Consider the following 13,907-nt stretch of genomic DNA (forward strand, 5'->3'; position numbering starts at 1 on the left):
TCTACTCCGATCGCACCGGCAGGGCGAAGCGCACGCAGGCGCCGCCGCTGGCCGAGGATTCTATCCACACCCGCCCCCCGGCCGCCTCGACGATCTTCTTGACCAAGGGAAGTCCGATGCCGGTCCCCGCCTTGCCGTTCTCGGGATTCAGGCGTTCGAACACCCTGAACACCCGCTCGCGGAACTCCTCGGGGATGCCGGGGCCGCTATCCGATACCGAAAAGATCGCCATGCCGTCTTCTTGGCGGGCCGAGACCTCGATGAGGGGGGCCTGGTCGGGATGGTGATGGGTGGCGGCGTTCTCGACCAGGGCGCAGAATATGTCGACCAGGCGGTTCTGGTCGATGATGGCGGGGGGCAGGGGCGTGCGGCGAACCTCTGCGCCGGCGGCGGCCAGAACCTGATTCAGTCGGACCAGGCTGGAATTCAGCGCCATCTCGCAATCGGCGGGAGAATGGGCCGGCGGCAGCATGCCGACCGCCAGGTAAAGCTGGACGTCGCGCAACAGCGCGCGCAGGCGGGTGGCGCCATTGACCACATGGCCCAGGGCCTTGGACGCCTCGGTGTTTCCTGACAGGTCCAGCATTTTCTGCAGGCGGGCGGCAAAGGCCATCTGCAGACGCACCGGCTCTTGCAGATGGTGGGCCAGGACCTCGGTGAATTGTTCCATGTCGCGATTGCGCCGCTCGAGGTCGTTGCGCGCCGCGATCAATTCTCTCTCGCGCTGGCGCAGGTTGGCCTCGGTCGATTGCTGGCGCAGCGCCAGCATCATCAGCAGCGCCGACCCGGCCAGCAGCAGCACCGACCCGCCGATGCCGGTGGCCAGGAACAGCGCGTGTTCGTTGGCATGGACCTCGGCCATGGTGATCTGGGGGCGGCTGACGATCACCGCCAGCGGGAAATCGACCATCTGGCGGAAGGCGCCGATATGGGCCACCCCGTCCGAGGCGATGGCGCCCTCGACGATGCCTTCGCGCTGGTCCCACAGCTTGGCGAAATAGGGGGTGTCGGCGATGGATTGGCCCGGCGTGCGGTCGTCGCCGGCGGCGCGGGCCCGCTGGACGCCGTCACGGCCGACCACCACGATGGCGGCGTCACGGCCCAGATCGATCTGGCGGTAGATGTCGGTGATGTAGTCGGGCGACAGCGACACCACCATCACCCCGGCGAAGGTGCCGTCCGGCTGGTTCAGCCGCCGCGTCAGCTGGATCGACCATTTGCCCGAGGCGCGGCCCAGCACCGGCTTGCTGACGAACAAACGGCCATCGTCCTGGCCTTGATGGATGGCGAAATGTTCCCGGTCGCCCAGATGGACCCGGCCGGATATCGGTGCGGTCGAGACCATCAAGAAGCCGTCGGACCCAATGATTCCCACCTGGACCGACAATCCCGCCAGGATCGGGCTGCGGGCCACCATCGCCTTCAGGTCGAACCCGGTGGGGTTGTCCTCGTACTCGGCCTTCATGTGGGTGACCACCTGATCCAAGCCGCGAATGATGCTGTGGGTGTGGGATTCCAGCAGGCGGGAATAATTGGTCAGCTCAAGCAGGAAGGTGGCGGTGTTGAGCGCCTCGGCCCGGCGGTCCTGGGCCAAAATGGTCAGCCACAGAAGCGCCAGCAGGATCACGCCGAACAGCGGAATGAAAAGGCGCTGTGCGATCCAGGTACGGGTCATCACCACGGTCCGTGCATGTCGGTGCGTTATTCCTGAAAAAGCCCGTCGCCAGACGGAGCGACCCACCACCCCCGCCGCGACTATAGCATAGGGGGGAAGGGCGAAAAGCCCGAAAGTCGGCCCTTTCAATTCAACCGGCACCACCCGATATGGGAGCTATGGCGGTCGCGGGCGGCGATGCTGCACTGCACCACCCATGGGCTACCCGAAGTGATGGGGGGATCAAGGTAACCGAATATTGGTTAATGCGCCATACTGCATTGCAAAACAAGAAAAATCGCATGCGATAGTTCTTGCAAAATAGGTGAGCATCATTTACCCATCTTGAAAAATCAGCTCGGTTGACCGGTAGGGAGGACACATGGCTACACCCGCGAAACGCAAGGCCAAGGGGGCGGAGCCGAGTGCGGCTCAGCTGAACCGCTGGTACCGCGACATGCTGCTGATTCGCCGCTTCGAGGAAAAGGCCGGCCAGCTTTACGGCATGGGTCTGATCGGCGGCTTCTGCCATCTCTATATCGGCCAGGAAGCGGTGGTGGTCGGCATGCAATCGGCGGCCGGCGACACCGATTCGGTAATCACGTCCTATCGCGATCACGGCCAGATGCTGGTCTGCGGCATGGACCCCAAGGGGGTGATGGCCGAGCTGACCGGGCGCTCGGGCGGCTATTCGCGCGGCAAGGGCGGCTCGATGCACATGTTCAGCCGCGAGAAGCGCTTCTATGGCGGCCACGGCATCGTCGGCGCCCAGGTGCCGATCGGCACCGGCCTGGGCTTCGCCCACAAATATTCCGGCGACAACGGCGTCTGCCACGTCTATCTGGGCGATGGCGCGCTGAACCAGGGCCAGGTCTATGAAAGCTTCAACATGGCCGCCCTGTGGAAGCTGCCGGTGGTCTATGTCATCGAGAACAACAAGTACGCCATGGGCACCTCGTCCGAGCGCCACGCCGCCGGCACCGAGCTGTTCAAGCGCGGAAGCGCCTATGGCATCCCCGGCGAGGCGGTGGATGGCATGAGCGTCGAGGCGGTGCACGAAGCCGCGCTGCGCGCCCTGGACCATGCCCGCTCGGGCGAGGGTCCCTATATCCTGGAAATGAAGACCTACCGCTATCGCGGTCACTCGATGTCCGATCCGGCCAAGTACCGGACCAAGGAGGAGGTGACCAAGATGCGCGAGCAGCACGACCCCATCGACACGCTGAAGGCCAAGATGCTGGCCGCCGGCATGACCGACGAGGCGACGCTGAAAGAGCTGGACCGCGAGGTCAAGGCCATCGTCACCGAAGCGGCCGAGTTCGCGCAATCGAGCCCCGAGCCCGATGCGAGCGAGCTGTGGACCGACGTGTTGATCGAAGCCTAGGGGGAACGACGATGGCTATCGAAATCCTGATGCCGGCGCTGTCGCCGACCATGACCGAGGGCAAGCTGGCCCGTTGGTTGAAGAACGAAGGCGACGTGGTCAAGTCCGGCGACGTCATGGCCGAGATCGAGACCGACAAGGCGACCATGGAAATGGAAGCGGTGGACGAGGGGCGCATCGGCCGCATCCTGGTGCCGGCCGGTACCGAGGGCGTGGCGGTCAACACCCCCATCGCCATTCTGTTGGAAGAGGGCGAGACCGATGTCGCCGCCGCCATGGACAAGGTGATGGAGAATGCCGGCCCGTCCTGCGTGCCGGTGCCCCATTCCGGTCCGGTGCCGTCCTGCATGCCGGCGGTGCCGCCCAAGCCGGCCGAGGGCGAGAAGGTCTATGACAAGTTCACCCGCCAAACCGTGCGCGAAGCCTTGCGCGACGCCATGGCCGAGGAAATGCGCCGTGACGAGCAGGTGTTCCTGCTGGGCGAGGAAGTCGCCCAGTATCAGGGCGCCTACAAGGTCAGCCAAGGGCTTCTGGACGAGTTCGGGGGCAAGCGCGTCATCGACACCCCGATCACCGAGATGGGCTTCGCCGGCCTTGCGGTCGGTGCCGGTTTCGCCGGGCTGAAGCCGATCGTCGAGTTCATGACCATGAACTTCTCGATGCAGGCCATCGACCACGTCATCAATTCCGCCGCCAAGACCCTTTACATGTCCGGCGGCCAGCAGCCCTGTTCCATCGTGTTCCGCGGCCCCAACGGCGCGGCGTCAAGGGTGGGCGCCCAGCACAGCCAGGACTTCGCCTCGTGGTACGCCCATTGCCCGGGCCTCAAGGTGGTGGCGCCGTGGTCGGCCGCCGACGCCAAGGGCCTGTTGAAGGCCGCCATCCGTGATCCCAACCCGGTGGTGGTGCTGGAAAACGAGATCCTGTACGGCCAAAGCTTCGACGTGCCCGACGACCCGGATTTCATCCTTCCGATCGGCAAGGCCAAGATCGAGCGCAGCGGCGACCGCGTCACCATCGTCACCTATTCGCGCATGGTCGGCGTCGCCCTGGAAGCCGCCGCCCTGCTGGAAAAGGACGGCATCGAGGCCGAGGTGATCAACCTGCGCAGCTTGCGCCCCATCGACATCGGCACCATCGTCGCCTCGGTCCAGAAGACCAACCGCATCGTCAGCGTCGAGGAAGGCTGGGCCTATGCCGGCATCGGCTCGGAAATCGCCGCGCTGATGATGGAGCATTGCTTCGACTGGCTGGATGCGCCGGTGGTGCGGGTGTGCGGCGCCGATGTGCCGATGCCCTATGCCGCCAATCTGGAACGGATGTATCTGCCGACCGTGGAAGGCGTCGCCGACGCTGCCCGCAAGGTCTGCTACGCTTAAGGGGGACGGCACTCATGCCCATCGAAATCCTGATGCCGGCGCTGTCGCCGACCATGACCGAAGGCACCCTGGCCCGCTGGCTGAAGGCGGAAGGCGATGCCGTCAAGTCCGGCGACGTTTTGGCCGAGATCGAAACCGACAAGGCCACCATGGAGTTCGAGGCCGTCGACGAGGGCGTGCTGGGCAAGATCGTGGTGCCCGCCGGCACCTCGGGCGTTGCCGTCAACACGCTGATCGGCGTCATCCTGGCCGAAGGCGAAAGTGCCGCCGACATCAAGGCCGGCGCGCCGAAAGCCGCCGCCGCTCCGGCCGCTGCCGTCCCGACCGCCGCCGCTCCGGCCGCTGCCGCGCCCGTCGCCGCCGCCGCCCATTCCGGACCGCGCGTGTTCGCCAGCCCGCTGGCCAAGCGCATCGCCGCCGATGCCGGCATCGACCTGAAGGCGGTCGCGGGCTCTGGGCCTTATGGCCGCATCGTCAAGGCCGACGTCGAGAAGGCCAAGGCGGGGGGCACAGCCAAGCCCGCGCCGGTCGCTGCCTCTGCTCCCGCCGCCGCCGCGCCCAAGCCGGCGCCCGTGCCGGCCGCCGCCAATCCGTTCGAGCCGGCCTTCGAGGAAATCCCCAACTCGACCATGCGCAAGGTCATCGCCCGGCGCCTGACCGAGGCCAAGGCGACCATCCCGCATTTCTATCTGTCGATCGATTGCGAGCTGGACGCCCTGTTGAAGGTCCGGTCCGAACTGAATGGCCGGTCCGATGCCTACAAACTGTCGGTCAACGATTTCGTCATCCGCGCCGTCGCCCTGGCCTTGAAGAAGGTGCCCGCCGCCAACGCCAGTTGGGGCGAGGACGCGATCAAGCGCTATACCGATGTCGATGTTTCGGTGGCGGTGGCCACGCCGGCCGGCCTGATCACCCCGATCATCCGCCATGCCGACCACAAGGGCCTGGCCTCGATTTCGGCCGAGATGAAGGAACTGGCCGGCAAGGCCAAGGACAACAAGCTGAAGCCCGAGGAATTCCAGGGTGGCGGCTTCACCATCTCGAACCTGGGCATGTACGGGGTGAAGGATTTCGCCGCCATCATCAACCCGCCGCAGGGCGCCATCCTGGCGGTCGGCGCCGGCCTGCAGCGCCCGGTGGTCAAGGCCGGTGCCCTGGCCATCGCCACGGTGATGACCTGCACGCTGTCGGTCGATCACCGGGTCATCGACGGGGCGGTCGGCGCCGAGTTCCTGGCCGCCTTCAAGAAGCTGATCGAGGATCCGCTGTCGATGCTGCTTTAGGTCAGAAGGGGGGAGGAGCATCGACATGGACAAGGACGAGGTGGCTCGCATCATGCCGGGCATCCGTCAGGGTTTCGAGACCCTGAAGGAACATATGGCCGGCGGTCGCATGCACGCGGCCGAGCGCCTGTTGTTCGGCGGTTGCCTGCAATGGGGGGCGGAACTGGCCCGCATCTACGCCGACGACGATCGTGCGGCCTTGTCGGCGCGCGATCCCTTGACCCGGTTCTTCGTCACCCGCCTGCGCGGCATGCCCGAGCCGGCCTCGCTGGCCGACGCCCCGCCGGCCGGCCTGTTCCTGATGGCCTTCACCGCTTTTCCCTATCTCGACGCTTTGCTGGACGAATCGGCCATCGGCGAGCATCACGGCCTGGACGAGGACGGCAATCGTTTGGTTCGCCGCGTCGTCGCCGGCGAAGATGACGGCACCACGCTGCGCGCCAGCCGCCGGGGTCCCGATTGGTGCTTCGACCTGATGCCGGTGTACCAGGCCAAGGCCGCCGCCATGGAGGCCTTCATCGAGGCCGAGTTCCAGGGCGACTTTTCCGCCTTCCTGTGGCGATACGTCGCCGACCACGATTTGATGTTCGACATGGACCAGGCCTGGCGGCCCCTGGCGGAGGAGGCCTGAGCATGCGATTTCGTGTCCGCGACCTCGACCGTCCGTTGGCCGCCATGCCGGCCCTGCCTGAAAGCCATCCCTCGGCGGCCGAAAGCCAATTGGTCGCCGGCCTGATCGACATGATCGGCGGCAGCGCCCTGTTCGGCGAACAGATGCTGCTGGCCGAGGAGCAGGAACGCTGCTACCGCGCCATTTCGGATCTCAGGCGCCTGATCGGCGAAACCGGCGAGATGCTGCCGGCCGACGCCCTGGGCGCCGACGACCTGCTGGCGATGAAGGCGGCGTGCCGCAAATACCTGGATCTGGCCGAGGCCTGGGACAAGAAGTCCGGCCGGCGCTTTTCCATGCCGTCCTATCGCTTCTACCAGATGCTGGGGGCCTTTCGCGAGATGATGGGCCTGCATCTGTGGCGCTTGGGCGACCTGCACGATCTGGACGTGGACGGCCGCCTGGTCGCCTTCTTCCCCGGTTCCAAGGAATAGGTGCTCGTGAAAAAGTCCCTCGCTTTGCTCGGTGTACTTTTCCGCGCACAATGGATTAGGTTTTCTCGGAGGCATCAATGTCTGACAACAGCTTCGACGTGGTGGTGATCGGCGGCGGTCCCGGCGGCTATGTGGCGGCGATCCGCGCTGCCCAGCTGGGGATGAAGACCGGCCTGGTCGAGCGCGAGCATCTGGGCGGCATCTGCCTCAATTGGGGTTGCATCCCGACCAAGGCCTTGCTGCGCTCGGCCGACATCTTCCGCACCATGAAGCACGCCGAATCCTATGGTCTGGCCGCGCCCGGCGCCTCGTTCGACCTGGCCAAGATCGTGGCCCGCTCGCGCGGCGTGTCGAAGCAGTTGAATGCCGGCGTCAAGGGCCTGTTGAAGAAGAACAAGGTCACCGTCTTCGACGGCCACGGCAAGCTGGCGGGTAAGGGCAAGGTCGCCGTCGAGGGCGCCAATCCGGCCACGCTTTCGGCCAAGCACATCATCCTGGCCACCGGCGCCCGCGCCCGCGTGCTGCCGGGCCTGGAACCCGACCAGCAATCGGTGTGGACCTACAAGGAAGCCCTGGTGCCCCAGACCATGCCCAAGCGGCTGCTGGTCATCGGCTCGGGCGCCATCGGCATCGAGTTCGCCAGCTTCTTCAACGCGCTGGGGTCCGAGGTCACGGTAGTCGAGATGATGGACCGCGTGCTGCCGGTGGAAGACGAGGAAATTTCCGCGCTTGCCCGCAAATCCTTCGAGAAGCAGGGCATGCGCATCCTGACATCGGCCACCGTCAAGGGGGTGAAGAAGGCCGCGGGCACGGTGACGGTGCAGGTCGAAGCCGCCGGCAAGCTTGAAGACATCGTCGTCGACCGGGTGATCTCGGCCGTCGGCATCGTCGCCAATATCGAGAATATCGGCCTGGAAGGCACCAGGATCAAAGTCGAGAAGGGCCACGTGGTCACCGACCAGTGGTGCGCCACCGACGAGCCGGGCGTTTACGCCATCGGCGACCTGACCGCGCCGCCATGGCTGGCCCACAAGGCCAGCCACGAGGCGGTGATCTGCATCGAAAGGATCGCCGGCCTGAAGGACGTGCATCCGCTGGAAGTGATGAAGATTCCCGGCTGCACCTATTGCCATCCGCAGGTGGCCAGCGTCGGCATGACCGAGAAGAAGGCCAAGGACAAGGGGTATCAGGTCAAGGTCGGCCGCTTCCCGTTCATCGGCAACGGCAAGGCGATTGCCTTGGGCGAGACCGAGGGCATGATCAAGACGGTGTTCGACGCCAAGACCGGCGAGCTTTTGGGCGCCCACATGATCGGCGCCGAGGTCACCGAGATGATCCAGGGCTACACCATCGCCAAGACCCTGGAAACCACCGAGGCCGAGCTGATGCACACCGTCTTCCCGCATCCGACCCTGTCGGAAATGATGCACGAGGCGGTCCTGGACGCTTACGGTCGGGCGATCCATATCTGACCGGTTAAGGGGGAGGGGGGCGAGATTTCCTTGACCACTCCCCCTAAGCTGGACCATACCCAAACCATGACCGACAAACCCGTTCTCCGTCACCCGGAAAAGGCCCGTAAGCCGGATAACCCGTCGCCTCGAAAGCCCGAGTGGATTCGCGTCAAGGCTCCGACCTCGGCCGAGGCCGCCGAGGTGCGCCGCCTGATGCGCGACAAGAATCTCCATACGGTGTGCGAGGAAGCGGCCTGCCCGAATATCGGCGAGTGCTGGAAGCATCGCCACGCCACCTTCATGATCCTGGGCGATACCTGCACCCGGGCCTGCGCCTTCTGCAACGTCAAGACCGGCAACCCCAAGGGCGCCCTTGATCTGCTGGAGCCGGACAACGTCGCCGACAGCGTGCGATCCATGGGCTTGAAGCATGTGGTGATCACCTCGGTCGATCGCGACGATCTCGATGATGGCGGGGCCGGCCAGTTCGTCGCCTGCATCGAACGCATCCGCGCCACCAGCCCGGATTGCACCGTCGAGGTGCTGACGCCGGATTTCCGCGACAAGAAGGGCGCCATCGACCGCGTCGCCGCCGCCCGGCCCGACGTCTTCAACCACAATCTGGAAACGGTGCCGCGCCTGTATCCCGGCATCCGCCCGGGGGCGCGCTATTTCGATTCGCTGCGTCTGTTGCAGCGGGTCAAGGAAGTCGAGCCCGCCTGCTTCACCAAGTCCGGCATCATGGTCGGCCTGGGCGAGACCCGGGCCGAGGTGTTGCAGGTGATGGACGACATGCGCTCGGCCGGCATCGATTTCATCACCATCGGCCAGTATCTGCAGCCGACCTTGAAGCATGTCGCCGTCGATCGCTTCGTCACCCCCGACGAGTTCGAGGATTTCAAGAAGGTGGCTCGTTCCAAGGGCTTCTTGATGGTGTCGGCCTCGCCGCTGACCCGCTCGTCGCACCATGCCGACCGCGATTTCGCCGAACTGAAGGCCGCCCGCGCCGCCTTGAATGCCGGCTAGGGGACGAGTGTGCCCACCCACGCCGAAAAGCGCGAGATGCCGCACAGCCCCGAACAATTGTTCGGGCTGGTCGCCGACGTCGAGCGTTACCCGGAATTCCTGCCGTGGTGCGTCGGCGCCCGGATCAGGAAGCGCGACGGCAACGTCTTCTTCGCCGATCTGGTGATCGGCTTCAAGCTGATCCGCGAGCGCTATACCTCGAAGGTTAACCTTGACCCGGTTAATCGTCGCATCGACGTCACCTATACCGAGGGGCCGTTCCAGCATCTGAACAATCACTGGATCTTCGAGCCGACGCCAGATGGCGGCACGCGGATCGATTTCTACGTCGATTTCGAGTTTCGCTCGAAGCTGCTGCAGAAGATGATCGGGGCGCTGTTCAACGAGGCGGTCAAGCTGATGGTGGCGTCGTTCGAAAAGCGTGCCCGCCAGCTATACGGTCCCGACAGCCGGCAACCCACCGGGCAGGCGGCCCAGCCTTAGGCTGTCGGCGAAGCTTGCCGGCTCGACCGGGCGGGCGAAATGATAGCCCTGGATCAGGTCGCAGCCGATGGCATTCAGGCAGGCCAGCTGCGCTGCCGTTTCCACCCCTTCGGCGACCACCGTCAGCTTCAAGGAATGGCTGAGCGCCACGATAGCGGCGACGATCTCGCTTGAGGCCGGGTTGACGTCGATGTCGTGGACGAACGAGCGGTCGATCTTCAAGGTATCGACCGGGAATTTCTTCAGATAGGACAGCGACGAATAGCCGGTGCCGAAATCGTCGATGGCCACCGAGAACCCGGCCCGGTGCAGGGTCTCCAGGGTGGCGATGGCGCGCTCGGCGTGGCTCATCACCGCGCTTTCCGTCACTTCCAGCTCTAAAAGCGAGGGATCGACGCCGTGTTCGCCGACCATGGCCTGGATGCGTTCGGCCAGATCGGCCTGATGCAGCTGGTGGGCCGACAGGTTGACGGCGATCTTGACCGGGGCCAGGCCTTCTTGCTTCCACTGAACCATCTGGCGGCAGACCTGCTGCAGGACCCAGGCCCCGATGGTTACGATCAGGCCGTTTTCCTCGGCGATGGGGATGAACTGGGTCGGCGGCACCCGTCCGAACACCGGATGGGTCCAGCGCAGCAGCGCCTCGGCCCCGGTGATGGTGCCGCAGCTCTTGGCCTTGGCCTGGTAATGAACCTCGAGCTGGCCGCGCTCGATGGCGCGGCGCAGTTCGGTCTCGATGCCTAGGCGCTCGACCGAGTGGGCGTGCATTTCCGGGGTGTAGAACTGGTAAAGCCGTTCCGCCCCTTCCTTCGAGCGGTTCATGGCGGTTTCCGCCTTGCGCACCAGATCGTCGGGTTCGGTGCCGTCGGCCGGGGCCAGGGTGATGCCGAAGGCGGCGGAAACAAAGATTTCCTGGCCCGCCGCCTCGAAGGCGGTGTCGAACGACGCCCGCAGCCGGCCCAGCACCGGATGGATGTCGTGGATTGCGTCCAGGTCCGACAGCAGGCAGCAGAAGGTGTCGCCGCGCAGCCGGGCGATGGTGTCCTCGGTGCGCAGGGCTGCGCCCAGCCGGTCGGCGACCGCGCGCAGGACCAGATCGCCGGTCTGATGGCCCAGGGTTTCGTTGATCTGCTTGAAGCGGTCCAACCCGATCATGACCAGGGCGGTCAGGGTGCCGGCCCGGGGGGCGCGCTCCAGCGCCTGGCTCAGGCGGTCGGTGAACAGGTGGCGGTTGGGCAGGGCGGTGACCGGGTCGATATAGGTCAGGGTGCGGATGGTCTCTTCCGCCTGCTTGTTGCGCGAGATGTCGGAAAACACCCCGACATAGCGGGTGATCTGGCCGGAATCGTCGGCGATGGCGCGAATCGACAGCCATTCGGGATAGGCTTCGCCATTCTTGCGGCGGTTCCAGATTTCGCCTTCCCACTCGCCTTGTTCGCGGATGGCGTTCCACATCGCCTTATAGAATTCCGGGCCTTGCAGGCCCGACTTCAGCAGGCCGGCATTGGCGCCCAGCACTTCGTCGCGCTCGTAGCCGGAAATGGTGCAAAAAGCGTGGTTGACCCACAGCATGGTGCCGCGGCGGTCGGTGACCATCACGCCTTCCTTGGTGCATTCCAGCACTTTCTCGGCCACGTACAGGCGGGTGGCGGCCTTCTTGCGGGCGGTGATGTCGTGGAACAGCACGACGAAACCGCGCTCGGCATCCTGTTCCATTTCGGACAGCGACAATTCGGCCGGGAAGGCGGTGCCGTCCTGGCGCCGGGCCACCACCTCAAGGCGGCCGTTGAGGAAGCCCGAGGTGGCGTCCGAATTGTGGGCGCGCAAGCGTTCGCGCAATTGGTCGGCATGCGGGGCCGCCAGCAAGCCTTCCAGCGGCTCGCCGATGGCGTCGGCCGGCGGATAGCCGAACAGGCGCGAGAAAGCCGGGTTGACGTGGCGGATGATGCCGGCCGAATCGGTCAGGGCCAGGCCGTCGCCCAGGGTCACCATCATGGTGTCGAGGCTGGTGGCAGCCGAACGCTGCAGGCGCCGCGCCCGCGAGGCCGCCAGCGTGTCGCCCCTGAGCATCACGTGCTTGAGCAGCAGGAACATGAAGGCGGCCGACGCGACCAGCCAGCCGCTGGCCGCCATGGGCACCGGTTCGGCGAACACCGCCATCCCGCCCAGGCCGGCAAGCAGATATAACGAAGAAATCAGCGCCGGCATGCGTGCCGGTTCCGAAATGGCGCTGATCAAACGGGCGCTTCTGCCCGGTGGTGGCGGTGACACGATAGAAAAACCTTCCGGCATCGACCATGCACCCCCGCATGGATTGCCCGACCCATCACCAAGATAAGGTGTGCTCAGGTCTGTGCACAAGCCTTTAGCTCTGGAAGGACTTGTTTTTAGCACGGCATGAGGATGAAAGTGGTGTCTAGACTACATCCTAAGGGGCATTCATCTCGTTCTTTCGTGGTAGTATGACAAGATCGTTGGGTTGTCTTGTCTCCTCTCGTCGAAAGGTTCGTTGTTGCGTCCGATTTTTCTGTTCACCGATTACGGCGTGACCGGTCCCTATGTCGGCCAGGTGAAGGCGGCGCTGCTGGCGCGGGGCTTCGCCGGTCCGGTGATCGATCTGATGGCCGACGCGCCCGCCTTCGACCCCAAGGCGTCGGCCTATTTGCTGGCGGCGCTGCTGCCCCGCATGCCGGCCGACGCGGTCGGTCTTTGCGTCGTCGATCCCGGGGTCGGCGGTGACCGTGCCGCCCTGGTGGTCGAGGCCGACGGCCGGTTGCTGGTCGGACCCGACAACGGCCTGTTCGAACTGGCGGCCCGGCGCGCGACCATTCTTGGCCTCTGGCGCATCGTGTGGCAGCCCGACGAGCTGTCGGCCACCTTCCATGGCCGCGACCTGTTCGCGCCGGTGGCGGCCGACCTGGCCCAAGACCGGCGCCCGCAACCGCCTTGGTGCAGTCCGACCGACCGGATCGACAGGGGGGACTGGCCGAACGACTGGGCCGTCACCATCTATGTCGATGGGTTCGGCAATGTGATGACCGGACTGCGCGGCGAGGCGGTCGCCGGGGATGATGTCTTGGTGGTCAACGGCCGCCGTCTGACCGCCGCCCGTACTTTTTCCGATCTGCCGCCCGGCCAGCCTTTCTGGTATGTCAATTCGGTCGGTTTGGTCGAATTGGCCGTCAATGGCGGCCGTGCCGATCAATGTCTGGGGATCGCCGGGGGGGCGGTCGTCGAACTACAGAAAAACCAGGATGCGCCGGACGCCGCTTCGGCTTAGTCTGTCGCCGTCGCAACGGGAGAATTGCCGAGATGGGGTATTCGGTCAGGTTCTGGGGGGTGCGTGGAAGTATCGCCTGCGCTTCGCCTGACCATGTGGTTTACGGCGGCAACACCAGTTGCGTCGAAATCGATGTCGCCGGCCAGGTGCTGATCCTGGATGCCGGAACAGGTATTCGTTTCCTGGGTCAAAGCCTGATGAAGCGCAAGGTCCAGTCGGCGACCCTGCTGATGACCCACACCCACTGGGACCATATCAACGGCTTCCCGTTCTTCGTGCCGGCCTATGTGCCGACTTTTTCCTTGAAGATCATGGCCGGGCATCTGGGCGAGCGCATGGGCGGCATCAAGGGCGTGCTGACCAGCCAGATGCAGAATCCGACCTTCCCGGTGCCGATCGAGACCATGCGCGGCCAATTGTCGTTCGAGGACTTTCCCGCCGGCAGCAGTTTCTCGCCTTATCCCGAGGTGGTGGTGAAGACCACGGCCTTGAAGCATCCCAACGAGGCGACCGGATACCGCATCGAACATGCCGGCTTCGCCGTCTGCTACATCACCGATACCGAGCATACCCCCGGCAGCCCCGATCCCAACGTTCTGGCGCTGATCGAAGGCGCCGATCTGGTGATTTACGACTGCACCTACACCGACGACGAATTCCCCGCCAAGGTCGGCTGGGGCCATTCGACCTGGCAGGAAGGGGTGCGGCTGTGCGATCAGGCCGGGGTCAAGCGGCTGGTGGTGTTCCACCACGATCCCGACCATATCGATCCGGTGATGGCCGAGATCGAGGCCGCCGTCCAGGCGGCGCGGCCGGGCAGCATCGTCGCCCGCGACGGCATGGAAATCGTCTTGGTATAA

12 protein-coding genes are annotated in these 13,907 nt (G+C 65.1%); 10 read left to right on the forward strand and 2 right to left on the reverse strand.

The genetic code is table 11. The features are described from left to right. Position 1: 1 nt before the first annotated feature. Positions 2 to 1,675: an ATP-binding protein gene (locus MTBLM5_RS03175; RefSeq protein ID WP_173974357.1), complete on the reverse strand. Its 1,674-nt coding sequence runs from the start codon at positions 1,673 to 1,675 to the stop codon at positions 2 to 4. A 361-nt stretch (positions 1,676 to 2,036) separates the two neighbouring features. Between MTBLM5_RS03175 and pdhA the strand changes: the two genes are divergently transcribed. From pdhA to MTBLM5_RS03215, 8 genes are all read left to right on the forward strand, one after another. Then, positions 2,037 to 3,038, forward strand: a complete 1,002-nt coding sequence (gene pdhA, locus MTBLM5_RS03180) for a pyruvate dehydrogenase (acetyl-transferring) E1 component subunit alpha (RefSeq protein WP_173974358.1) — start codon at positions 2,037 to 2,039, stop codon at positions 3,036 to 3,038. 11 nt (positions 3,039 to 3,049) lie between these two features. Further along, positions 3,050 to 4,417, forward strand: a complete 1,368-nt coding sequence (locus MTBLM5_RS03185; RefSeq protein ID WP_173974359.1) for a pyruvate dehydrogenase complex E1 component subunit beta — start codon at positions 3,050 to 3,052, stop codon at positions 4,415 to 4,417. Positions 4,418 to 4,431: 14 nt separating this feature from the next. After that, entirely contained in the window at positions 4,432 to 5,700 is a 1,269-nt protein-coding gene (locus MTBLM5_RS03190; RefSeq protein WP_173974360.1) for a pyruvate dehydrogenase complex dihydrolipoamide acetyltransferase, read from the forward strand. 25 nt (positions 5,701 to 5,725) lie between these two features. After that, the gene (locus tag MTBLM5_RS03195; RefSeq protein ID WP_173974361.1) at positions 5,726 to 6,331 is read left to right on the forward strand and encodes a hypothetical protein; all 606 of its coding nucleotides are present in this window, start codon (positions 5,726 to 5,728) and stop codon (positions 6,329 to 6,331) included. 2 nt (positions 6,332 to 6,333) lie between these two features. Beyond that, positions 6,334 to 6,804, forward strand: coding sequence for a hypothetical protein (locus tag MTBLM5_RS03200; RefSeq protein WP_254430885.1), 471 nt, complete (start codon positions 6,334 to 6,336; stop codon positions 6,802 to 6,804). A gap of 77 nt (positions 6,805 to 6,881) precedes the next feature. Then, positions 6,882 to 8,276 (forward strand): dihydrolipoyl dehydrogenase, encoded by a 1,395-nt coding sequence (gene lpdA / locus MTBLM5_RS03205; protein WP_173974362.1) that lies wholly within the window; start codon positions 6,882 to 6,884, stop codon positions 8,274 to 8,276. 66 nt (positions 8,277 to 8,342) lie between these two features. Then, positions 8,343 to 9,284, forward strand: a complete 942-nt coding sequence (gene lipA, locus MTBLM5_RS03210) for a lipoyl synthase (protein WP_173974363.1) — start codon at positions 8,343 to 8,345, stop codon at positions 9,282 to 9,284. A gap of 9 nt (positions 9,285 to 9,293) precedes the next feature. Then, a complete protein-coding gene (locus MTBLM5_RS03215; protein ID WP_173974364.1) occupies positions 9,294 to 9,767 on the forward strand; it encodes a type II toxin-antitoxin system RatA family toxin in 474 nt (157 codons plus the stop codon). Here the strand turns inward: MTBLM5_RS03215 and MTBLM5_RS03220 are convergent. Then, positions 9,717 to 11,975 (reverse strand): bifunctional diguanylate cyclase/phosphodiesterase, encoded by a 2,259-nt coding sequence (locus MTBLM5_RS03220; RefSeq protein ID WP_173974365.1) that lies wholly within the window; start codon positions 11,973 to 11,975, stop codon positions 9,717 to 9,719. The two genes, MTBLM5_RS03215 and MTBLM5_RS03220, sit on opposite strands and share 51 nt — an antisense overlap. 304 nt (positions 11,976 to 12,279) lie before the next feature. Here MTBLM5_RS03220 and MTBLM5_RS03225 point away from each other — a divergent pair, with 304 nt between their 5' ends. Then, positions 12,280 to 13,047: an S-adenosyl-l-methionine hydroxide adenosyltransferase family protein gene (locus MTBLM5_RS03225; RefSeq protein WP_254430886.1), complete on the forward strand. Its 768-nt coding sequence runs from the start codon at positions 12,280 to 12,282 to the stop codon at positions 13,045 to 13,047. Between the two features lie 32 nt (positions 13,048 to 13,079). Then, entirely contained in the window at positions 13,080 to 13,907 is an 828-nt protein-coding gene (locus MTBLM5_RS03230) for an MBL fold metallo-hydrolase (RefSeq protein ID WP_173974366.1), read from the forward strand.

The sequence above is a fragment of the Magnetospirillum sp. LM-5 genome, assembly GCF_902729445.1.
Lineage (GTDB): Bacteria > Pseudomonadota > Alphaproteobacteria > Rhodospirillales > Magnetospirillaceae > Magnetospirillum.